This window comes from Weissella uvarum (assembly GCF_016908785.1).
GTDB classification, from domain to species: Bacteria; Bacillota; Bacilli; order Lactobacillales; family Lactobacillaceae; genus Weissella; species Weissella uvarum.
In genome coordinates this window covers 84691-108847 of the sequence record NZ_JAFBEO010000004.1, presented here as the reverse complement: position 1 = coordinate 108847, position 24157 = coordinate 84691, and the positions used below count along the sequence as shown (strand labels likewise).

Below are 24157 nucleotides of genomic sequence, written 5' to 3'. Positions count from 1 at the left end.
TTAATTAAAGAATCAGCCAATCCAAATCATGATTGACTGATTCTTTGGCTTCATCATCCAAAGCCACTATTATCATCCCGATATTCAATATTAGAAAACTTATTATATGACTTCACAAACAAAAGCCGTGCTGTTCCACGTGCTCCTGAACGATTCTTTTCAATAATAACTTCGATTTCACCCACGTCTTGTTGCTCTTCATCGCGTGGATCTTGCGGACTATCATCATCTTCATTCTCACGATAATAATCATCACGATACAAAAAGGCAACGATATCAGCATCCTGCTCGATAGATCCTGATTCACGAATATCTGACAACATCGGACGCTTATCTTGACGCTGTTCAACACTACGTGAAAGCTGTGATAGCGCAATCACAGGTGTATCCAATTCCATCGCCATCTTCTTAATCGAACGTGAAATAGCTGACACTTCTTGTTGCCGTCCTTCAGAACCATTTCCTTCAATTAGCTGCAAATAGTCAATAATGACCAAACCAATTTGGCCTTCTTTTTTCTGCAAACGGCGCAACTTTGATCGAATTTCATTGACCTTAATCCCAGGTGTATCATCAATGAAAATTTTCGTGCGTGACAAAGATCCCATCGCCACTGCCAAACTATTCCATTCTTCTGGATCTAGACTACCTGTTCGCATGTGTTGGGAATTAATATTTCCTTCAGCCGCCAACATACGATTAACCAAGGCTGTATCTGGCATTTCCAATGAAAAAATCACAACGGGTAGCGTCGGATCATTTACCGCGACCCGCTGGGCAATATTCAAGACGAAAGCTGTTTTACCAACCGCCGGACGTGCCGCCACGATAATCATTTCACCACCGTGAAATCCAGTCGTTAAATTATCCAAGGCTTGGTACCCAGTTGCCAACCCAGTTACTTGCTCGTCATTCGTCGAATTTGCTTCAATTTGTTCAAATGACCGTGTCACGACATCGGAAATCTCTTTAAAGTCATTTGTCTTTTCACCTGCATTGATTGAATCCAGTTTCGTACTAATATCTGAAACTAAATCTTCAATATCCGTTGCTCCAGTGTAAGTTCCTTGGGTTCCCTCTTGCAATGTATCAATCAATTCACGACGAAGTGATTTTTCTTTAACAATGCGCGCATAGTACATCGCATTGCCTGAAACCGGCACACTAGAAGCCAATTCAGTCAAATAGCTGATGCCACCCGCATTTTCGACCTGATTATTTTTTTCCAACTCGTCCGTAATGGTTAACACATCAATTGGTCGTTGGTCTTCATCAAGTGCTAAAATCGCCCGATATATTAATTGGTGCGCAGTCCGAAAGAAATCGTTCGGTTCAAGGATTGTCGATACTTGTGCGACAAGATCAGTCGGATCAGTCGATAATAGAATTGAACCTAGCACAGCTTGCTCAGCACTAATATCTTGTGGTGCACTTAAAGCAACATTTTGTTCATTTTCTGGCATGCGCCCACCACCTCGTTTTCTATAATTATCGTCCTAATCATTCTAACAGATTCCTACAAAATAAAAAGCAACGGACTTCAGCCGTCGCTTTTTATTACATTTGTAATGTTTCTATTGCTCGTCGACGTGCACCCGTAAGGTTGCTTCGACATCTTTATGCAACTTAATTTTAATATTTGTATAGCCTAGCGCGCGGATAGGCTCTTTCATGTCCATCTTACGCTTATCAAGCTTCAAACCTAATTGCTTTTGGGATGCTTCAACAACTTGTTTAGAAGAAACCGCTCCAAACAGACGTCCATCATTACCAGCCTTGGCTTTTAGTTCAATCACTGAATCATCAGCTTCTAACTTAGCCTTTAATGCCTCAGCAGCAGCTTTTTCTTCAGCAGCATCGCGATCAGCTGCTTTCTTCTTAGCAGCGCTAACTGCCACATTCTTCTTAGTAGCTGGTTCAGCCTTATGATTTTTAATCAAGAAATTATTGGCATAGCCATCCGGAACATCTTTAATGTCGCCCTTTTTACCACGGCCTTTAACGTCTTCTAGAAAGATAACCTTCATCTTTGACACCTCACTATTTATTCATCTATTTGTGTTTGTGCTTGCAAAATTTCTACCAGTTGGTCATAAGCCTCATCAGTTGTAATGCCTTTCAACTGGGTTGCCGCATTGCTCAAGTGGCCACCGCCACCCATTTCTTCCATGACAATTTGCACATTTTCATTGCCATCAGAACGTGCAGAAATTGAAATTGTATCATCATCACGTCGCGTAATCACAAATGAACGGGTTACCCCAATTAATTGTAACAAACTGTCGGCGGCTTGTGCTGCCACAACTGGATCATAAATCGTATCATCTTCACCAACTGAAATGGCAACATCATCATTAACTTGAACTTTTTCAATCAGGTGTGAACGATCACGATATGATTCCACGGACTCTTTCATAAAGTCTTGAATCAATGTGCTATCAGCCCCCACTGAACGCAAGTAACTAGCTGCATCAAATGTTCGTGTTCCTGTCCGCAAAGTGAACGACTTTGTATCAATTTGAATTCCGGCAAGCATCGCAGTTGCTTCAACACGCGTCAAACCACGTGCTTGATTATTAGGTTGATATTCAAACAACTCTGATACCAATTCTGAACTTGATGAAGCATAAGATTCCACATAAACCAATTGCGGTTCAGCTGGGAACTCTTCACCACGTCGATGATGATCAATGACCACAACATGGCCACTTAACTGCTCATAAACCGCCTTAGACTCAGTAATCGATGGCTTTGAATGGTCGACCATAATCAATAAACTATGATCGGTCGCTTGATTTTGCACCTCATCCGGGGCAATAATCGCATTTTCATTGCGACTTTCTTTACTCAACTCATTCAACAGTAATTTAATATCTGAATGGGCTTCTTGCTCGGTATCATAAACCACCCACGATGGTTTATCATGCATTTGCGCAATTCGTCGAACCCCTAGTGCTGACCCAAACGAATCCATATCTGGCTTTGAGTGTCCCATAATAAAGACTTGGTCAGCCTGTGAAATCAATTCACTCAAGGCTTGCGAGATGACACGCGCACGTACACGCGTCCGCTTAACCATCGGGTTCGTTGAACCACCATAGAAACGGGCCTCACCATCTTCAGCCTTAACAACAACTTGATCACCACCACGGCCAAGGGCCAAATCCAAATTAGACTGTGCATTTTCAGCCAAACGGTTAATTGATACTTCATGGTACGCAATTCCGATACTCAAAGTCAGTGGCATATTTTGCGCTGATGTTGCTTCGCGCACATCACCTAAAATACTGAACTTATCACTTTCAGCTTGTTTCAAGCCTTCATCATAACCAATCAACATAAATCGGTCGCCCGCTGTCCGGCGTGTATAAATTTGATGAGCATCCATCCAATTGGTTAATGACCGCGTTACAAATGTTCGTAATGATGAAGCGTTCGCATCGCTCATACTTTCAGTAATTTCATCATAATTATCAATCGAAACCATTCCGATGAAAAGTCGATGATTTTCATAGTTTTCACGAATTTCTTCATTTTCGGTCACATCATAAAGATAGACGACTTGAATATCCGGTTGAACCTTAACGACAAAAGTATGATCCTGCCAATTAATTCGAGTCTCTTGTTCGTCCAACTGCTTCTGATCATCTGCCTCATCAGCTTCAGTCACATCAGTTACGAGTTGATCAAGCTTTTCTGAAACTTCACTAAGTTGCTCACCAATAATTACGTTGTCACCCAAAACATGTTGTAAGTATGGGTTAACCCAATTGACTTCATGCTTCTCATTATAGAGCAACAACCCAATCGGCATTTTTAAAGCTGACTCTTCACCACTACGCTTAATGCGATATGATAAATTCGCTAAATATTTTGCGGTATCTTCGCTCATTTCGCGTAAAGTCCGGAAAATAATCATTAACGCAATTAAAACCAGAACCAACCAAATGACACCAACTAGCCAATTAACGTTAAAAGCTAAAATTGTTCCCAGTAGCGCAATCAGCGAAACGAGGACGGCAATCCAACCGATTGAACGATTTTGAAAAATTTGCGGTACCCTTAATTTTTTATTTTCTTGTTTCACCGAATGGGTCTCCTTAACCAAAACTTTAATATTAAAGAAGATTATACCACGGTTGAAGAACATTGGGAAATTAAGCTCAGTCCCCTTCTAACCTAACCATAGCAACCACAATAAAAGACAGAATCCAAGATCCTGCCTTTTATTTAAATCTATTAGATTAAGCCATAGGCTTGCGCCCGCTCTTGATACATTGGAATTTCCTCTGGCGTTGCCCAAACAAAGTGTTGGGGAGCAATTTCAACCATATCACGTGCCTTCCCATCCATTTCACGCGTGGGATCATAGATAATTGGCTGACGATGCTTTTCTACATCTGGATCAGGTTCTGGAATAGAACTTAATAGCGACTTCGTATAATCATGCAAAGGATGATTGTATACTTCATCGGCTGGTCCAATTTCAACCATCTTACCCCAATGCAATACGCCAATTCGATCTGAAATATACTTAACCATCGATAAGTCATGGGCAATAAAGAGATAGGTTAGATTTTGCTTTTTTTGCAATTCTTGCATCAAATTCACAACCTGCGCTTGAATTGACACATCTAAGGCCGAGATGGGCTCATCAGCAATAATAAACTTCGGATTCATCGCCAAAGCACGTGCGATCCCAATCCGTTGCCGTTGACCACCTGAGAACTCGTGGGGATAACGATTAGCATGCTCACGCTTCAAACCCACGGTTTCTAACATATCTTCAACGATTTTAGTACGTTGTTCATCACTATCAACTAAATGATTGGCATCTAGCCCTTCGGCGATAATATCCTTAACCTTCATCCGCATATCCAATGATGCTTGTGGGTCTTGGAAAATCATTTGGACCGCTTGGTGGAATTGCTGCAAGTCAGCTTTTTTCTTAATTTTGGTCACATCTTGACCATCATAATTAATTTTACCGGCGGTTGGCTGATACAACTTCATAATGGCACGACCAATCGTTGTCTTACCTGAACCAGATTCACCAACTAACCCAAAAGTTTCTCCTTCATAAATATCAAATGAGACATTTTGGACTGCGAGCGTTTGATTTTTACGTCCTTGATTAAAGGTAATATCTAAGTTTTGCACTTCAACCAGTTTTTTACGATCTTCTACCATCAAACCACTCCTATTCTGTCAAAATTGCAGAGGCTTCAACTGGTTGCGCTTGTTGTTGCGTAACCTCTGGATGTTCTGCGATATACTTTGCCCAGCGCTGTTGCACCGTTAGTGGTGGTTCCACTTTTGGTGCACGAGAATCCAACAACCATGTCGCTGCAAAATGCGTCGGTGACAATTGGAAATAAGGTGGTTGTTGCTCTTCATCAATTTTCAAAGCGTAACGATTACGTGGTGCAAACGCATCCCCCTTAGGTGGATTCAACAAATCTGGTGGTGTTCCTGGAATTGGTTCCAAAGTACCACGACTTGTTTGTGTTGTCGGCATTGAATTGAGCAAGCCCCAAGTATATGGGTGCTGGGGATAATTATAAATTTCATCCACAGTTCCTGTTTCCACGATTTGACCGGCATACATTACGGCCACACGGTCGGCAACACCGGCCACCACACCTAAATCATGGGTAATAAAGATAATTGAAGTTCCAGTTTCCGCCTGAATCTTCTTCATTAAATCAATAATTTGAGCTTGAATCGTCACATCTAAGGCCGTCGTTGGTTCATCAGCAATCAAAACCTCTGGACTATCAATCAAAGCAATCGCAATCACAATTCTTTGACGCATCCCACCCGAAAACTGATGCGGATAATCGTTAATATGCGCTTCCGCATTCGGAATCCCAACTAAATTCATCATCTCTAGGGCGCGGTGCCAAGCTTCCTTTTTACTCATATTTTGGTGTTCAATCAATGGCTCAGCGATTTGTTGCCCAATTTTCATCGTTGGATCAAGTGAAGTCATCGGATCTTGGAAAATCATTGCAATTTCTGATCCTCTGATGCGGCGGAAAGACTTTTCATCTAAACCAACCAATTCTTCACCTTTAAATTTAATTGAACCACGTTCAATTTCCGCATTTTTTGCTAGCAAGCCCATAATCGCACGAGTCGTTACTGACTTACCAGACCCAGACTCACCCACTAACGCAAGGGTTTCACCCTTTTTCAAATCAAAGTAGACGTCGCGAATCGCTTGGACATTTCCGTTATCAGTGTGGAAATTGATTTTTAAATCGTTTACTTCAAGGATTTTTTCTGACATTTCCTCACCACTCCTTAATCACGTGTTCTAGGATCAAAGGCATCCCGCAAGCCATCAGCCAACAAATTAAAGGCAATCATCAAAACTGACATGACAATCGCAGGGAATACCAATTGATATGGATAGAATTGGAAGGCCGCCTGACCGTCATTCAACAATGTTCCCAATGAAGCCATTGGCACCGGAATTCCGATTCCAATAAATGAAAGCAAAGCTTCAAAGAAAATCGCCGATGGAATTGTAAACATCAATTGCACGATAATCGTTGAGGAGATGTTTGGCACCAAATGGCGGAGCCCAATTTTAACTGGCGATGTTCCTAAGGTGCGCGCCGCTGAAACGAAATCTTGTTCCTTCAACGATAGCACTTCCGCCCGGACTAACCGAGCCATGGACGTCCATGACGTTAAGGAAATTCCAAGCGCAATTGAGAATAGGCCTGGCTTTAGAATCAGAATCAATAGGACGAAAATGACCAAGTTCGGTACGGAAGATACAATTTCAACAATTCGTTGCATAATCATATCAACTCGGCCGCCCTTCCAACCAGAAATTAGGCCATAGCTTACGCCAAAGACCAAGTCAATCATTGCCGCAATCAACGCGACTTCAAGAGAAATCCGGGTTCCATAAAGCACCCGCTTGAAAATATCACGACCAAATTGATCAGTTCCAAACACGTGATATTCGCCCTGCTTAACATGGGCTTTTTTATAGGCGTCAAAACGCTGTCCATCAACTTTTTGCATCCCATTTAATCCAGGAATATTTCCCGGAACTTTAGCGGGCAAATTTTGTTGATTAACATCTTGTTTTGAAGTTGTCGTTGGATTAGCATAAGGGACCGTCAAAAAGGCGGCTAAAGCAATAATCACAACAATCCATAGTGAAATAAAAGCACCCTTATTTTTCTTTAATCGTCGCCATGCATCTTGCATAAAACTCAATGATGGTTTCTCGATAGTTTCATTATTTCGTTTACGATCATTCGGTAGCAACGTAAAATCTGCTGGTGTTGCTTGATTTAATTCAGCCATTCTCGTTCCTCCTAATTTGATAAGCGAATCCGTGGATCAATCAATCCATAGACAATATCAGTAATTAATAACACAACCATCAACATCATTGAGTAGACAATTGTCGTTCCCATAATCAAAGGATAATCATTCGTCAAAATTGATGAAACGAATTGACCACCAATACCTGGGATAGCAAAGATTTTTTCAATAACGACTGAACCAGTCATTAAGTTAACGGCCATTGGTCCAATCAATGTCACCAAAGGAATCAATGAATTCCGCAACGTGTGCTTCCACACAATATCACTTCCTGAAAGCCCCTTGGCACGGGCCAATTCAATGTAATCAGACCCCATCACATCAACCATTTCAGTTCGAATGAACCGAGCGGCCGTCGCCATTGGCTGCATGCCTAAAGCGATGGTTGGTAGAATGGTAAACTTAAACCCTTCCCAACCAGCAATTGGCAACCAATTCAATTTCAAACCAACATAGTATTGCAACAAAGCGGCGAACACAAATGATGGAATTGATACACCAAGCACCGCAATAATTGAAAGCCCAGTATCAGCAGCTGTATTGCGCCGCACGGCAGCCGCCGCACCTAAACCGATTCCAAAAACAATCCCAAAGACCAAAGCTTGAATTCCTAATTGAGCTGAAGGTCCAATTCGTTGTGCAATCAAAGTTGAAACTGGTTGATTTTGGAATTGAAATGAATTTCCAAAATTAAACTGCAAAGCATTTACGACATAGTTCCAATATTGGACAATTAATGGCTTATCCAACCCATACTGCGCCTCAATCACTTGTCGTTGTGTATCTGACAAGCGCGCCGCATTGGCTAAAGGTGAACCCGGCATTAACTTCATTAAGAAGAACGTGATTGAAATAATGATAATCAACGTTAGCAGGATTATTCCCAGTCTTTTTAATACATATTTAATCATTCCTGACATACTGACAAACCTCTCTCCATAACTCATGCACCGACGCTATCCACGTCTGAAACATTATGATTAACTACTCCTTGTAAGCCCACTTAAAGTCATAAATGGCTCCGGCTGGATGAGTCACCATGCCCTTGACGCTTGGACGCATAAATGCAGCTTGCGAACGGTAATAAAGTGGTACCACACCCATTTCTTTACTCATAATTTGTTCAGCTTGCTTATAATCGGCAAAGCGCTTCTTAGGATTATTCACATCCTGGTTATTCGCCTTATCAATCAGCTTCGTGTACTTTTCATTGTTCCAAGAACCGGAATTAAATGGTGCTCCACTCTTGTATAAGTCCAAGAAAGTTGATGGATCAGCGTAGTCAGCTCCCCAAAGCGAAATTACCATTTGGAAATTCTTTTCCTGGGTTAGAGACAAACGTTGCTTATAAGGCACCGTCTTAATTGAAACATCCAATCCCTTAATGCGTTGCAATTGATCTTGCAAGAATTGCGCACTCCGCTTACCGGCATCACTATCATCAATCAATAGTTGCACCTTCAAGTTTTTCTTACCTTCTTGCTTCATCCCTTCATCAAAGAGCTTTTGCGCTTTAGGCAAATCGTAGTCCACCGCGCCTTTGACGGTGGCTGACTTTGAGAAGTCTTCTCCATTATTTGGATCCTTAACCAAGTGAGTTGAAGAGAAAGTCGTTGCTGGTGTTGCACTACCTGTCAACAACTTATCAGTTAAGACATTTCGATCAATCGCATAAGAAATGGCGCGACGAATATTAGTGTTTTTAAACTCTGGAACTGTCTTTTCATTCAACTCCATGTATGAGGTTGTTGCAGATGGCACTGTTGTATAAGCCTTATTATGTCTTGAAGCCGTCACTTGTTGTGGTGATAAATTAGTAAAGTCAATTGTGTTTGACTTATACAAATTATATCCAGTGTTTGCATCAGCAATTGTCTTAATCACCAAATGATTAGTTTTCACTGCTCGCTTATCATAGTAATTTTGGTTTTTCTTATATGAAACCGTATCATTCGAGCCATTCCAATCCTGTTGTACATAAGGTCCAGATGACAAAATGTATTTAGATTGCGTTCCAAAATTAGAACCGGCCTTCTTTACAAATGCTTCGTTTTGTGGGAAGAACGGTGCCATAGGTAGCATCTGAATCAATTGCGGTAAAGGTCGCTCTAAATCAACTTCAAGAGTTCGATCATCGAGTGCTTTAACGCCTAATTTAGAAAGATCTTTTTCTTTACCACTTTGAATAGCATCCGCATTTTTAATTCCTGAATAGAGATATGCATATTGTGACCCAGTTTTAGGATCATTGGTTCTTTGCCAACCATAGACAAAATCATGCGCAGTCAATGGCGTCCCATTTGACCATTTCAAATTCGGGCGAAGTTTAAAAATGTACTTCTTACCATCTTTACTCTTCGTATATGATTCAGCTAAAGCTAACTGTGGATTGTTATGTTTGTCTGCTCGAAATAATCCGTCATTTGTTGCAGTTAACGCATCAAAGTCATTTGCTGCAGTAACTTTTGATGGATCCATCGTACTGATTGGTGCTGTTTCGGTCCAATTAATCGTTTTGTACTTATCAGCATGCACGCCTGTTTGAAATGCAAGTGGAAGCGCTAAGCTAACTCCAGTTGCAATCAATGCAGGCTTTATTATTTTCATTGCCATAATCCTACCCCCAAAAACTGCTTTATGAGAACCTATTTGTTATTTGATAAATATACGCTCACAAAACTAACCCGTCAATGATAAAATTCTCATTTTTATGCTTTTCCACTGCTTTATGACAATGTTCGTGTTTTTAATTTTTCTCATATTTTGCTAAAAGCGCTTTCATAATAACTTGTGTCTCACTTCATTATTTATACACATAATTGATTAAATCTAATAGGAAAGACATTCAATTTGTAAAATAAATGTAAAATCCGTTGAATGTCTTTTTTATTTCCTTTATAATCAAAATCAAACGAATATGGAGGGTTTTTATGAAAAAGGTATTACAAATCGCTTATATTATGGTTGGTTTGGTGATTATTGGGGTGGCAGCCTCAACATTACGTCAATCCGGCTTAGGGGTTGATCCCTTTACCGCGTTCAATATTGGGCTATCAACTAAATTAGGTATGTCACTTGGTGTTACGCAATTGTGCACAAACTTAATTATGATGATTTATGTTTTCTTCAATAATAAGAAGATTATTGGTTGGGGAACGCTATTGAACATGACTTTGGTTGGTGTCTTCATCCAAATCTTCACTTCAGTTCTACAACCACTCCACTTAAGTGGTGCATCATTTTTGATGAAATTAGTTTTGTTAGTTGTTGGTTTCCTTCTATTTACATTAGGTTCAGCAATTTACATGGCCGGTAACATGGGAACTGCCCCATACGATGCGGTCGCACCAATCCTATCAAAGCAATTGCATCGTGAATATGATGCCGTTCGAACTTGGCAAGACATTACCTTTGTTATCTTGGCCTTCATCTTGGCTGGTCCAATTGGTGTTGGTACGATTGCGGTTGCCTTTGGTGCCGGATCAATGATTTCAATTTGGAATAAGATGCTACCAAAGTTCCCACAAGATGTTTTTATTAAGAACTAATCATCAACAAATTTATATAGATTGTAAATAAAAAGCTTATTGGTTATTTTATTTTTACAGCAACACCGACCAATACTTGCAACTGGTCGATGTTGCTTTTTTATTAGATAAGGAGAGGCTCATGATTGAAACTTTATTGCTTGGAACATATACTAAGAAAAATAGTGAAGGTATCTATCGTGCTGAATTAGATACTGAAAAGAAACAATTGCAAAACTTGCAATTGGTCGCTAAAGAAAGCAATCCCACATATTTGACTAAGTCATCCGACGGTACACTTTATGCCGTTTATGATCAAGAACGGATGGGTGGTGTCGCAGCCTTTAAGCCTGAGGAAGATGGTACTTTTACACTAATTAACAAAGTCCTAGAAACTGGCGCACCTGTTTGTTACGTTGCTTTTGACGAAGATCGCCAATTGATTTATGGGGCTAATTACCATAAGGGTGAATTAAATACTTATACTGTGACGGAAGAAAAAGGTGTTGGTCCCGCAACATCATACTACCATCATGATAAGACTGGTCCCCATCCTAACCAGGATGCGCCCCACATTCACTTTACAAACCAAACACCAGATGGTCGTTTAATTGTCTGCGACTTAGGAACTGATCAAGTTTATGTTTATGATGTTGAAGATAAAGGACTTATCTCAACGCGTTCAATTTACAAAGCGCAACCTGCTACCGGTCCACGCCACCTAGTCTTCAATCCAAATGGTAAATATGTTTACTTAGTTGGGGAACTTGATAGTAGTGTTTCTGTCCTTGAATATCATGAATCTGGCGATTTGGTCTTTGTTGAAAAGTATTCAACAAAGCCTGATGATTGGACGGACTTTAACAGTGCTGCAGCCATTCGCTTTAATGAAAAGACAAATACATTGTATGTTTCAAATCGTGGTCACGATTCAATCGCAGTCTTCCAAGTATCAGAAGATGGACGCGAACTAGAATTAATCCAACGCATTAAAACCGAAGGTCACTTCCCACGTGATTTCAACATCGATCCAACCGGTCAATTCATTGTTGTAGGTCACCAATTCTCAGATAATCTAACATTATTTGAAATCGACCAAACAAACGGTAAGTTAACGTTGCTTGATGATACTTTCTACGGTCCGGAAACGGTCTGTGTTTACTTCGAATAATTGCATAATAAAAAAGGATTGGCTGTTTATCACAGCCAATCCTTTTTTATTATTGTTATGAAGCCATCCGGCGATCAATATACCCACCTAAACGTGAAATTGCAAAGTTCAAAACGAAATACATAATGGCTAACATCAAGAACATTGGAATAATGAACTTAGGTTGTTGCGCATAAATCGTTTGAGCCCGGAAAGTCACTTCAGGCAACATAATAATCGTTGCCAACGATGTATCCTTAATCAAAGACACAAATTGCGACACAATCGGTGGAATCATCTTCTTGTAAGCTTGTGGTAGCAAAACATACCAGAGGGCTTGATAGAAATTCAAACCATTCGATAAGGCTCCTTCAAGTTGTCCCTTTGGAACCGCCTTGATTCCAGAACGGACAATTTCTGCAAGCATTGCTGATTCAAACACCGTCATTGCTACAATCGTTGAAGTAATCACATTCAAATGGATACCAATCTTAGGCAAAGCAAAGTATGTAAAGAAAATAATCAACAAAAGCGGCAAATTTCGAATTAAATCAATCAAAAAACCGACAATCCGTGATAAATATTTCACTCCCATATAACGGATAATTCCCAACACTGAGCCCAAAACGAAACTCAAGAGGATTGAAATCACAGAAACAATCCCCGTAATCCACAGTCCATTTAGGAGGAAGCGCATATTAATCCATGAGTAAGCTTGTAAAAATTCTTGCATCACTTTCGTTCCTCCTAATTCTCAAGTTTGTTTTCTAAGTAACGCATATAATAACTCAATGGCATTGTTAGCATTAGATAGAAAATCGCTACAATAATATATGGTCCAAATGTATCAAAAGTAGTTTGCGAAATCATATTCGCTTGATACATCAAATCCATTCCAGCGACAAAGGCAAGAATTGAAGAATTTTTAATCAAATTCACAAATTGATTCCCCAATGGCGGAATCACTAACTTAATTGCTTGTGGCAAGACCACATAGCGCATAGCTTCCCACCATGTTAAACCATTCGAGCGGGCACCTTCATATTGACCAGTATCAACGGAATTAATTCCCGCACGAATAGTTTCAGCAATGAAAGCTGATGAATACAACGTCAAACCAATCGTTCCAGAAACAAAGCCGTTCAAATGAAAGACTTTGGCCACGACCACATAGAAAAACATTGTAATCACCAATAACGGAATATTTCGAACAATTTCAATATAGATTTTACCGGCAATATTAGCAGCGCGGTTAGGCACAATTTGTAATAAAGCAAAGCCCAAGCCCAAAATTGTTGCACCAATCAAGGCAATGACACTAGATAAAATCGTCCATCCAAAACCAGTTAAAAAATCACTGGCATGACTCGTAAACAATGACCACATTATTCAGCGACCTCCTTCCAACTCATACCGGGCACATCACTGAACCACTTCTTGGCCAAACGATCGTACGTTCCGTCAGCCTTAATATCATCAATCGCATGATTAATAGCATGACGTAATTTTGGATCATTTTTGGCCATGGCAACACCATATGGATCATCAGTGAAATTACCACCAACAACCTTAGTATCTTTATTGTCTACAGCCATTCCATATAGAATACTACTATCAGTTGTCAATGCATCCCCTTGGCCTGATTGTAAGGCTGTCAAAGCTGTGGCATAATCTTGCAATGCCGAACCCTTAGCCTTTGGCGCATACTTTTTAGCATTCTGTAATGAGTTAGAACCTTGAACAGCTAAGATTTTCATGTTGGAATGATTCAAATCCTTGATTGACTTGATCTTACTGTCCTTTTTAACCAAAATTGCTTGTCCCGCCTTAAAATATGGCTTTGAAAAATCAACGACTTCTTCACGTTCTGGTGTAATACTCATCGTTGCGATAATCGCATCGATATTACCATTTAATAGCATTGGGATACGAGTTCCAGAAGTAATCTGCGTAAACACTGGCTTAGCTTTTGGATCAACTCGCTTCGTAATCTCTTTGGCCATATCAATATCAAAACCTTGTAATTTACCAGTTTTGATATCCATTAGCCCCATTAGCTTAGTATCACCTTTAACACCCCACTGCATTTTATGGGTCTTTTTAATTTGATAGTAAGTTTGGTTCTTAGGTTCTTCCTTAGACTTTGCCTGTACAGTTGGGCTGGCTAACCCTAATGTTAAACCACCAATCATCAAGCTACCTAGGGCCAATCCAAGAATGCGTTTTTTCATCTTACTTGGCATGTTGCCACCCCCTTAGTGCACGATTTGTGACAAGAATTGACGAGCCCGTGGCTCAGATGGGTTTTCAAAGAATTGTTCCGTTGGTGCATCTTCCAAGATTTTACCATCAGCCATGAAAATAACCCGATCAGCCACTTGCTTAGCAAATCCCATTTCGTGTGTCACAACCAACATCGTCATTGATGAATCTTGCGCAATTTCACGCATGATCTTCAATACACCATTAACCATTTCTGGGTCTAAAGCTGAGGTTGGTTCGTCAAACAAAAGCGCCTTAGGTTCCATGGCTAATGAACGTGCAATGGCAATTCGTTGTTGTTGACCCCCAGATAACTGTGATGGGTACTTGTTGGCTTGGTCTGCCAAGTCCACGCGGTCAAGTAACTCCATGGCCATTTTCTTATTGCTCGTCTCATCACGATGCAACACCAAACGTGGTGCTAACATAATATTTTCAAGAATCGTTTTATTTGCATATAAATTAAAGTGCTGGAATACCATACCAACATCTTTACGGAGGCGATTCAAATCAGTTTTTGGATTTGCCAAATCTTGATTATTAACAATCAATTGGCCTCCTTCAATTGATTCCAATCCGTTAACCGTTCTAATCAAGGTCGACTTTCCTGATCCTGATGGTCCTAGCAAAACAACTGTTTCACCTTTTTCAACTTTTAAATTGATATCATGCAAAGCATGGAATTCTCCATAATACTTTTCGACATCCTTAAACTCGATCATTGACATCGGGTGTCCTCCTAAAAATAAAATCATTACCTTAAAAACAAAATAGATATAAAGCAACCCGGTGCGACAGACAGCCACACCGGGGTACATACGAACATCTATTTGTTGTACTGTGTTCATATTAGTATTAAGCGGACTTGATGTCAATAAAAAAGCCCAGAAAGGGCTTTTTTTTACTCAAAGTCATGCTAAAACAATTAAAACACGAACATTATTTATTTTGCTTGATAAGCTAAGGTAACTTGCAAGTCATACGGATCTTGGACCGTGGTTAATCCTGAACGTCCTTTAACATGGGCAGGGCCACCTTGAATGGTCGCTGTTGCGATAAATAAATCGTAATGGCGTAATGCTTCATGGATTGGTTGTAATCCCACCTTAGTAATCAAGCCTAAGCGTTCTGCAGACATTTCATTGACTCCACCATAAACGGCTAAGCCATCTTGATCTTGCTGTAATTTATAATATGGTAACGGCATCCCATCACCATCCGCATACAGCTTAGTCTGTCCATTCTCTAGTTGCGCCATTTGTTCTGCATCACTGAGGCCACCATAATTATTATCAGCCAAATGTGTTTGCACCAAAGTATCCGCAATTTGGCTCAAATCAACCTGTTTTCCAGGATCCAATACAACCGTCGCTGGCAAAACATCTTCATTGTTATACAAGCCGTTTGCAGGCACAAATTGAACATTATCACCCGCTTGTTGAGTCTCTTGTTTTTGCTCTTCCGCGCCTAAGACCTTCGCAATATATGGCGAGACATCCCATTTTGGCTCACGTTGGGTGAAGTAATAATAAAAATTAATTACCGCAAAATAGAGAATGCCCAGAAAAGCTAAACACAACAAAGCGCCTCGCACATAGGCGTGATTCTTAAAATATGAAAAAGCCAAGTACAAAATATAGGCATCACCAACTAAGGCAAGTAAGGTATAAACCCGACCCTTGAATTTAGAGTTAACGTTCAGATAACCCATGTAGTGATTGATTAAATCAAGCATTGATAACATTAATCATTACCTCCTTGATCTTGGGTCGCCGTTGATGACGCATGCGTTTGCGTCCCTGATTCTCCGCCATTATTTTGAGCTGAACTACTCTCCTGCGCACTTGATGAAGCTGAACCAGTATTATCCTCAGAGGCGGCTGACGAAGAGGCCTGCTGATTTTCGGATTGACTACCATTTTGTTGCTTCTCAGAACTTGCTTGTGTTTCATCAACCGCACTACTTGAAGCATTCATTGAATCATCATTCGTGTCAGAAGATGCACTCTGACGGCTAGCCTCCTTTTGACTTTGACTCTTTGATTCAGAAATTGAAGCTGAGCGTTTTTCAGATGCTTTTTTACTTGAAGCCACCTGCTCCTTAGTTGGACCACCGTTATGCGTTTTTGTCGTCACATTAACGACTGCATTTCCAGCACTCAAAGCTAAAATAATCGATACTAACGCCACAGGTGTAATAAATGGTGGTGTTCGATATGCCATATAATATCCCTCCTTTTTTCTTAAGTATCAGCTGTAATCGCATTTTGGACGATTTGATTAATTTGTTTTTTTGTTTGTTCCCAATCATCATTAATCACAATATGTGCTCGTGACTTTAATGCAGCTGGTAATGTTGTATCTCTTTCATATTCTTCACTTTTTAAACGATGATGGATTGCTTGCACATCATCCCCACGTTGCACTAAACGTTGATACAAATCTTGTTCCTTTGAAACGGTCAAATAGATGACTTCAACCTCGTCTTCTGGCAGTTTTTCAACATAAGTTGTCGCCCCTTTCGTGTCTAAGACAATCGTGATGAGCGGATTCTTTTCAAATGCCCTTTCCAAACCTTCCATGGAAGATCCATAACGATTACCAGCATATGAGACTGTTTCTAAAAAATGATTTTCATCAAATGTTTTTGGTGTTTCAAAATAATAATCAACTTGATCCATTTCGTCAATTCGTGGTGCCCGTGTGGTATGTGTTACCACCTTAGGCATTTCAAAAAATTCATTTAAGTATTTTGTCACAGTCGTTTTACCAGTTCCGGTATTACCCGTGACAACAAATATTTTACGTTTCACAACTTTCTCCTTACACCCCGCATCAACTTATGCAATTGGCAAACGCATTGATCGCTTCATAATCAATACGATTAAGACCACTAAGACGACCTTAATCACTAATGGTACTAAGAAACCAACAAAGCCTGTGCTTAAGGCAGCTTGAGGTGACAAATGGGCTGCAATACCCAACCATAAAGATCCAAAGCCAAGTTGTAAGATTGCTGCCAACAAATTGCTCAATACTAAGCTCAACCAACCTGGCCAACGCTTTAACATTGGACTATTCACCAAAGGAAAAATTAGCATTCCTAATAGATAACCACCATTCGGCGCTACAAAACTAGACAAGCCACTATGAAAGCCTGCGAACACTGGTAAGCCAACCAAGCCAACAGCAAAATACCCTAGAACCGACAACACTGCAATCCGCGGCGTCGTAATACTTGCTACTAATGGCACAATCAATGTCTGCATGCTTAACGGAACCATTCCAATTGGTAACGCAAAGGGCGCAATAATACTAATAATAGCGGCAAACATTGCCGCCAAGGTAATCCCTCTCACTCTCATGTTCACTCCTATGATGAAAAGTTGACTTTCGTCACTTCTCCTGATGTAAATGCCATTCGCTGCTGTTTAGTCTCCAACACGAGTCGACCTTGTTCATCAACGTCCACAACTTTCCCAACAATATCCTGTTGATTTACATGTAACGAAACCATCCGATTTTGCAACAAACTATGTGCTAAGTATTGTTCACGTAAGGCTGAAAATGGTAATTGAATGACTTTTTGACAAGCACGTTGTAAGGCAACAATCAACTGTTCACGCTGAATAGATTCATCTGTAATGGCACCAACTTTTTGGGCTAACTCAGTAGGAACATCACTCTGGTTCAAATTAATTCCCATCCCAATCACAACCGTGCCAGCTTCAACTGCTGTGGGCGCTTGTGGTACTTCCACTAATATACCAACCACTTTACGTTGATTATGATATAAATCATTAACCCATTTAATATCTAGCTCAACACCCAACTGTTCTGCTAACACTTGTTGCACGGCTACGGCAACATTCAACGTCAATGTTCCCGGGTGGGTAAATTGACTAGCCTCTAGCGGAAACATTAACGACATATAAATGCCAACATCTGCGGGAGAAAAAAAAGCCCGCTTTTGTCGACCGTAACCATTAGTTTGTTGATTAGCCACAACCAACCGGGCTTGATTCGTATAATGCGGTGCTGTTACTAGTGCTTTAGCATAACGATTTGTGGAATCAATCTCGTCAAAGACTTCCACTGCTACCTCTGGTAAGGCTGCTTGAATTTTTGTTTGATTAATTTTCAAAGTTACTTCCTCGATTTAAAAATACATCAACTAGTTCAATCGATCTTTAATCGCAGTAAAGAAGCGTTGAACTGGATGCACAATATTTTCTACAAACCAATTTGAGGCATTATGCGCATCCTGTGAATTTTTGAAATCATCCGCATCAGCCATCGTGTTTCCAGATGAAGCATTAATTTTATTGGCCAATTGCGCTGATTGTTTTACAAATGCTTTTGAATCCGAAATTGGCGCTGCATTAACAGCCTTAAGTGCTTCTTTGAGTTGAGCCATTTGGTCGCCATTAACATCGTTAGCCACCCTTCGCTGCTTTAAATTAACCACAAGTTGATTATCAACACGACTATCATCAATCTTGGCATGCTTTTGCTTTTGACTGGCCAACTCACTAGCTGTATCTGTCACCGCTGCAGTCAACCGATGTGATGATTTATCATCAGGCATAATAATTCCATTCGTCACATCCATCAAATGATTTGCTGCATTAACATTCCGCGGATCCATAGGCATGCCATCTGTTTGGAGCGCCTTATAGACACCAGCTAAAGCTGAATCGCCTGACACTGGCTTTTCTGAAGTCACCGTGATAATGACATCCTTAAGACCAGCCATCGTAGCGGCCATCGCGTATTCTTGAGCGCTCACACGTTGAATGTTATTCTGACCTTCAAATTTTTCAATATTTACTAGCACCCCAGTCCCCGGTTCAGCCGGTGCGACAGCAACCGAGCTAATCATGTCAGAATCATTGACCTGATTGATACCAATGTAGCGCGCATCTTTACCATTGATGACAAGCTTTTCATAATTTTTATTGATCCCTAGGGTTTGGGCGATTTGCGTCCGTTGCACAGCACCGGAACCGTAAACCACATATGGCTTTGAAAGTGCACGGACCTGCCCCTGGGTGGCCGGTTTTTGTGTGTGATTATCCTCAGCATGTCCTACAACTGTTAAAGGTAGCAGACTCATGATAACCGTTACAACCGTTACCCCTAAGAGTTTTTGCATCCACTTCATTTTCACTTCCCCCTTGCCCTATCTACTTATTTTACAATGTTCCGTCTTAAAAACAGCTAAAAACACTAGCCCACTCGTTAACTTTTAAAAAACTAAAAGCTATTCGAACTATATTTTATCATTTATTACAGTCCTTGTATGCCTTTAAACCTTGGTCTAAAGGAAACTATAAAAACCCCATTGGTTAAACAACCAATAGGGTTTTTATATTAAAGATTTTATTCTATTTATTTAGTTGCTAAATCATTCATGGCATGCGCATAAATTGCCATTGAACGCGTAATATCTTGCACAGGGAAGAACTCATCCGCTTGATGCATCGTATCAGGCACACCTTCGAAAAGCGCTCCGAACGCAACACCACGCTTGAGCAAACGACCGAATGTCCCACCACCGATAACACGTTCACCAGCAGGCAAACCTGTATGCTCGCGGAAGACGTTAAGCAAAGTATCAACGATTGGATCATCACCTGGCACGTAATGAGGTACCATTGCGTGACCTTCATTAGCAGCTGTGGCATCAAAGTTAGCTGGAATTGATTCTTGAACCTTGCGCTCGATTGTTTCAGCATCTGTGTTCTGTGGGTAACGGAAGTTCATATCAATGAAACCATCTTGACCATCGTTAAAGCGTTGGATTCCAACGTTCATTGAAAGATCACCCATCAGATCATCATGGATCGCCGCACCCATCTTAGTGGCTTTGGTATCATCATGCAAAACACCACCCAAGAAATCTAGGAAGCCCTTAGCGTTACCACCAAAGTCATCTGCATCCTTCAAGAAGTTTGCCAAGTAAGTACCGGCATTTTCACCAGTTTCAGGGAAGGCACCGTGAACTTGAAGACCATAGAATGTAATGGTAACTTGGTTGCCATCCACTTCAGCCTTACCTTGAACACGTGTTTCATCTGCCAAATAAGCATCCATCTTAGCTTGTAGTGTGGCTGGATCGCTCGTTTCAACAACTGCTGTCGCTGTTCCAGGCACCATGTTTGGACGCTCACCAGCGGTAAATGAAACCAAACGAGCACTACCACTGTTGTTACCAGCAAAGCGAGCCACAGTTGACCCATTTCCCTTTTCACCATTGATGATTGGGAAATCAGCGTCAGGTGAGAATCCCATTGTTGGTTCGCCGTACTCAGCGATGAAATCATCCATACCAGTCCAGTCAGACTCTTCATCGATTCCAACCATGAAGACCAACTTACGCTTAAGTGGTACACCCATATCTTTTAGCATCTTCATCGCATAATAAGCCGCAAAGGTTGGTCCCTTATCATCAATTGAACCACGACCATAAAGACGACCATCTTCAATGACTGGTGTCCATGGATCTTTGGTCCAGCCATCACCAGCAGGCATAACATCCAAATGGCCAATAATGGCAACAGATTCTTCGGCATCCTCAGGTCCCAATTCAGCATAAGCAACCAAATTACGGTAGTTACCCGTCCGGAATCCATCACGCTTTGCAATCTCTAAAAACTTATCCAAGGCAGCCTTAGGACCAGGTCCTAAAGGTGCATCCTCAGTTGCTGCCGCATCATCACGGACAGACTTGATTGAGATCATTTCCTTTAAATCAGTCAATAAATCATCTTCATATGTTAATGACTTTGCTAACCAATCTGTTGCTTTCACCATAAGTCGTTATCCTCCAAAACTAATTTCTATTCATTATACGCTACTTCTCAATAATTTACATAACACATTTTTTCACAAATCAAGCTATATTAATCAACTAAATTATTTTGCACGCGTCCCATGTAATTAGCCATCCCATCTGCCAACAATGATGGACGAACAACATAATTATAACCCGCCATTTGTTGTGCTAAATCGGAATGGGCATAAACCGCCGCTTGCACTGTATGAATCAAATTATGTTGGAATTGGGCCACAAAGGCTGCTGTTATACCAGCCAAAACATCCCCCATACCGCCTACTGATTGATAAGGGCCACCTAACATCAACTGCTGTTGGCCTTCATTATCATACAAAATTGTATGATGTTGCTTTAAGACCAAAACATCCACATTTAACATCTGACGTTGCACATCATTCATTTGAATTTCATGCTGATAATTTAATTGAATGTTACTTAAGCGAGCCCATTCCATTTGATGTGGTGTAATAATCGTAAAAGTATCATGTGGGAACGAGAGTTGCTCATTGGCCACAATTGTCAATGCTGATCCATCGGCAACCAGAATTTGTTGATCATTTAATTCCAACAAAACCCGCTTTACCAACGATACCGCATAATCACTCAAGCCCATACCAGGCCCCATAAGTACCACATCACTTCGATCTAAGGCAGCAATGAGGGCTGTTAGATTATGCCAATCAATAAACATCGCTTCGGGGACCCGACTATGCAACGCAGACCGATTAACTTCATCAGAAGCAACTGTGACCAAACCTGCTCCAGATGAAACAGCTGCTTGAGCCGCCATAATAATCGCCCCACCATATTGCACATCACCACCAATTAAAAGGACATGGCCAAAATCGCCCTTAAAACTATCTGCTGGTCGCTGCACGATCACTTCATTCAAAATATTATCCGTTATTTGTTCAACCATGCCATCACCCTCAATTTTCTCTGATCTCTTGTATTAAGTTTATAGCATTTTCAAGTGTAATACTAGCAATGCCCCCGCAAAAAAAAAGACCAAATTAATGGTCTTTACCCGCATTATTAATTTAATGACATGCGATATTCTTGTAACAATCCTTCACGCACACCGGACGAAGAAAAAATAACTTCGCGAGCCTTTGTATCACGGATTAACACAACTAATGGTAATAAACCACTAATAATAATGTCAGCGCGGTTAGCTTCAGTGCCCAGCGCCGCTTGTCGCTCTGGTAATGAGGCATGTAATAATTCATCAAACGTCGCCATCACATCATCAACACTCATCCGATAACCATGGAAGTCTTGTTTCACATCATAACCATGCCGCAAGCGATCCAATCGAGCCAATGATCGGTTGGCACCACCCAAAAGAATAATTGGGAGTGGCTCTTCGCTGTCATTAACCCAACTGAGTTGATCATATTGATTTTCAATATAATTAACAGCCGCTTGAACATCTTTGGGATCCAATTTCTCCTGGTTCAAATGAAATTTTTCAGCTAAATTAACTGCACCAAAAGGTAAACTGACAAAATTATCAGCCATCCGATCTTCGATGCTAACTAATTCTACACTAGCACCACCCGTATCTAACAACCAGGCATCATCAACATCTAGGGCACACATCGCTCCCAAATAATCATAATAGGCTTCTTGATCACCAGTCAAAACGCGGACTTCAATCCCGCTTACATCAAGGACTTGGTTCAAAAAAACATCCTGATTATGGGCTTCACGAACTGCAGCAGTAGCAATCCCTTCTAGTTCAATTTCTGGATAACGTTCATAATCTTTTTTAAATTCAAGCAATGCATCAACCGCCCGTTGAATGGCCGCATCCGTTAAATTGCCATCATTTTGATCCATCCCTTGCGCCATTCGTGTGTCCAATTTACGACGCTTTAATTCCGTAAATTGGCCTTGTTCATCAAGCTCTTCAATGACCATGCGGGTTGAATTTGAACCAAAATCAATCACTGCTAAGTAACTCATCGTTGTACCCCTTATCTATTAGCCCCAGTAATTAATACCCATGGCATCACGAACTTCATGCATAGTTTGGTCGGCCTTTTCGCGCGCCTTAGCTGAACCAGCTTCAAGCATCGCCAAAACGGCTGGCAAATCCTGGGCATATTCAGCACGACGTTCACGAATTGGTGCTAATTCAGCATCCAAAACTTCAAACAAATACTTCTTAATCTTCATATCACCAAGCCCACCAGCTTGATATTGTTCCTTTAAGGCTGCTACTTGATCCTTATCTGGATCAAAGACATCCAAATAAGTAAAGACCATATTACCTTCAACATGGCCTGGGTCACTTACTTGTACGTGTTCAGGGTCCGTATACATCGACCGCACGCGTTGCCATAGTTGATCCGCATCATCACTCAAATAAATGCAATTATCCAAAGACTTTGACATCTTCGCGTTACCATCCAAACCAGGCAAGCGACCCTGGCCCTTTGGTGGGAAAATCCCCTTTGGTTCCACTAATACATCTACGCCATAAATGCTATTGAATGAACGTACAATTTCACGCGTCTGCTCGAGCATTGGCTCTTGGTCATCCCCAACTGGCACAACTTGCCCCTTAAACATGGCAATATCAGCCGCTTGCGAAATTGGATAATTGAAAAAGCCAGCTGGAATACTTTCACCAAAACCTTTTTGTTGAATCTCAGCCTTAACGGTTGGGTTTCGTTGCAAACGTGCAATCGAAACCAAGTTCATGAAATATTCCGTTAACTCTGAAAGTTGTGGTACCGCAGTTTGAACGAAAATCGTTGATTTTTGAGGGTCCAAGCCAACTGCTAAATAGTCCAATGCAACTTCCAAAAGAGAGTTTTTAATTTTTTCAGGATTACGCGCATTATCTGTAAAAGCTTGCTTATCCGCAATCATAATATAGGGATCATACAAGCCTGAATTTTGCATTTCTACACGTTTTTTTAATGAGCCAACATAATGACCAATATGTAATTTCCCTGTAGGGCGGTCACCAGTTAATAACACTTGCTTTTCCGTCATGTGCGCTTCCTCGTCTTCTGTATT

At 40.8% G+C, this 24157-nt stretch carries 24 protein-coding genes; 2 read left to right on the top strand and 22 right to left on the bottom strand.

Features of this window, described 5'->3' with window-relative positions; all coding sequences use genetic code 11:
- Positions 1-53: 53 nt before the first annotated feature.
- The 8 genes from dnaB to JOC36_RS06140 form a co-directional block, all read right to left on the bottom strand.
- Entirely contained in the window at positions 54-1463 is a 1410-nt protein-coding gene (gene dnaB, locus JOC36_RS06175; RefSeq protein ID WP_205145627.1) for a replicative DNA helicase, read from the bottom strand.
- Between the two features lie 111 nt (positions 1464-1574).
- Positions 1575-2027, bottom strand: coding sequence for a 50S ribosomal protein L9 (rplI, locus tag JOC36_RS06170; RefSeq protein ID WP_205145626.1), 453 nt, complete (start codon positions 2025-2027; stop codon positions 1575-1577).
- A gap of 17 nt (positions 2028-2044) precedes the next feature.
- Entirely contained in the window at positions 2045-4087 is a 2043-nt protein-coding gene (locus JOC36_RS06165) for a GGDEF domain-containing protein (RefSeq protein ID WP_250780507.1), read from the bottom strand.
- A gap of 152 nt (positions 4088-4239) precedes the next feature.
- Positions 4240-5190 carry an ABC transporter ATP-binding protein gene (locus JOC36_RS06160; protein ID WP_205145624.1) on the bottom strand — a complete coding sequence of 317 codons (951 nt, stop codon included), beginning with the start codon at positions 5188-5190 and terminating at the stop codon, positions 4240-4242.
- Positions 5191-5200: 10 nt separating this feature from the next.
- Positions 5201-6292 carry an ABC transporter ATP-binding protein gene (locus tag JOC36_RS06155; RefSeq protein WP_205145623.1) on the bottom strand — a complete coding sequence of 364 codons (1092 nt, stop codon included), beginning with the start codon at positions 6290-6292 and terminating at the stop codon, positions 5201-5203.
- A 14-nt stretch (positions 6293-6306) separates the two neighbouring features.
- On the bottom strand, positions 6307-7329 hold the full coding sequence (locus tag JOC36_RS06150) for an ABC transporter permease (protein WP_205145622.1): 1023 nt from the start codon (positions 7327-7329) through the stop codon (positions 6307-6309).
- A gap of 11 nt (positions 7330-7340) precedes the next feature.
- Positions 7341-8261, bottom strand: coding sequence for an ABC transporter permease (locus JOC36_RS06145; protein ID WP_205145666.1), 921 nt, complete (start codon positions 8259-8261; stop codon positions 7341-7343).
- Between the two features lie 73 nt (positions 8262-8334).
- Positions 8335-9963 (bottom strand): peptide ABC transporter substrate-binding protein, encoded by a 1629-nt coding sequence (locus JOC36_RS06140; RefSeq protein WP_239517556.1) that lies wholly within the window; start codon positions 9961-9963, stop codon positions 8335-8337.
- 317 nt (positions 9964-10280) lie between these two features.
- On the opposite strand from JOC36_RS06140, the gene JOC36_RS06135 reads away from it, so the two are divergent.
- Together JOC36_RS06135 and JOC36_RS06130 are read left to right on the top strand one after the other, a co-directional pair.
- Entirely contained in the window at positions 10281-10898 is a 618-nt protein-coding gene (locus JOC36_RS06135; RefSeq protein ID WP_205145621.1) for a YczE/YyaS/YitT family protein, read from the top strand.
- A gap of 121 nt (positions 10899-11019) precedes the next feature.
- On the top strand, positions 11020-12048 hold the full coding sequence (locus tag JOC36_RS06130; protein WP_205145620.1) for a lactonase family protein: 1029 nt from the start codon (positions 11020-11022) through the stop codon (positions 12046-12048).
- Positions 12049-12103: 55 nt separating this feature from the next.
- Here the strand turns inward: JOC36_RS06130 and JOC36_RS06125 are convergent, their stop codons facing one another.
- From JOC36_RS06125 to trpS, 14 genes are all read right to left on the bottom strand, one after another.
- A complete protein-coding gene (locus JOC36_RS06125) occupies positions 12104-12760 on the bottom strand; it encodes an amino acid ABC transporter permease (RefSeq protein ID WP_205145619.1) in 657 nt (218 codons plus the stop codon).
- A gap of 14 nt (positions 12761-12774) precedes the next feature.
- Positions 12775-13413, bottom strand: a complete 639-nt coding sequence (locus tag JOC36_RS06120; RefSeq protein WP_205145618.1) for an amino acid ABC transporter permease — start codon at positions 13411-13413, stop codon at positions 12775-12777.
- On the bottom strand, positions 13413-14270 hold the full coding sequence (locus tag JOC36_RS06115; protein WP_239517555.1) for a transporter substrate-binding domain-containing protein: 858 nt from the start codon (positions 14268-14270) through the stop codon (positions 13413-13415). Before JOC36_RS06115 ends, JOC36_RS06120 begins: the two co-directional genes overlap by 1 nt.
- 12 nt (positions 14271-14282) lie before the next feature.
- Positions 14283-15017: an amino acid ABC transporter ATP-binding protein gene (locus JOC36_RS06110; protein WP_275585851.1), complete on the bottom strand. Its 735-nt coding sequence runs from the start codon at positions 15015-15017 to the stop codon at positions 14283-14285.
- 215 nt (positions 15018-15232) lie between these two features.
- On the bottom strand, positions 15233-16033 hold the full coding sequence (locus tag JOC36_RS06105; RefSeq protein ID WP_205145617.1) for a DUF6681 family protein: 801 nt from the start codon (positions 16031-16033) through the stop codon (positions 15233-15235).
- Positions 16033-16512 carry a hypothetical protein gene (locus JOC36_RS06100; protein ID WP_205145616.1) on the bottom strand — a complete coding sequence of 160 codons (480 nt, stop codon included), beginning with the start codon at positions 16510-16512 and terminating at the stop codon, positions 16033-16035. The genes JOC36_RS06105 and JOC36_RS06100 overlap by 1 nt, the downstream gene beginning before the upstream one ends.
- 20 nt (positions 16513-16532) lie before the next feature.
- Positions 16533-17102 (bottom strand): guanylate kinase, encoded by a 570-nt coding sequence (locus tag JOC36_RS06095; protein WP_205145615.1) that lies wholly within the window; start codon positions 17100-17102, stop codon positions 16533-16535.
- Between the two features lie 27 nt (positions 17103-17129).
- Complete coding sequence (locus JOC36_RS06090) at positions 17130-17654, bottom strand: biotin transporter BioY (RefSeq protein WP_205145614.1); 525 nt, start codon at positions 17652-17654, stop codon at positions 17130-17132.
- 8 nt (positions 17655-17662) lie between these two features.
- Positions 17663-18433: a biotin--[acetyl-CoA-carboxylase] ligase gene (locus JOC36_RS06085; protein WP_205145613.1), complete on the bottom strand. Its 771-nt coding sequence runs from the start codon at positions 18431-18433 to the stop codon at positions 17663-17665.
- 30 nt (positions 18434-18463) lie between these two features.
- Positions 18464-19453 (bottom strand): DUF1002 domain-containing protein, encoded by a 990-nt coding sequence (locus JOC36_RS06080; protein ID WP_205145612.1) that lies wholly within the window; start codon positions 19451-19453, stop codon positions 18464-18466.
- A 227-nt stretch (positions 19454-19680) separates the two neighbouring features.
- Entirely contained in the window at positions 19681-21105 is a 1425-nt protein-coding gene (gene pepV, locus JOC36_RS06075) for a dipeptidase PepV (RefSeq protein ID WP_205145611.1), read from the bottom strand.
- 89 nt (positions 21106-21194) lie between these two features.
- On the bottom strand, positions 21195-22046 hold the full coding sequence (locus tag JOC36_RS06070) for an NAD(P)H-hydrate dehydratase (RefSeq protein ID WP_205145610.1): 852 nt from the start codon (positions 22044-22046) through the stop codon (positions 21195-21197).
- Between the two features lie 116 nt (positions 22047-22162).
- Positions 22163-23095 (bottom strand): Ppx/GppA phosphatase family protein, encoded by a 933-nt coding sequence (locus JOC36_RS06065; protein WP_205145609.1) that lies wholly within the window; start codon positions 23093-23095, stop codon positions 22163-22165.
- A gap of 18 nt (positions 23096-23113) precedes the next feature.
- Positions 23114-24133 (bottom strand): tryptophan--tRNA ligase, encoded by a 1020-nt coding sequence (trpS, locus tag JOC36_RS06060; RefSeq protein WP_205145608.1) that lies wholly within the window; start codon positions 24131-24133, stop codon positions 23114-23116.
- Between the last annotated feature and the right edge of the window lie 24 nt (positions 24134-24157).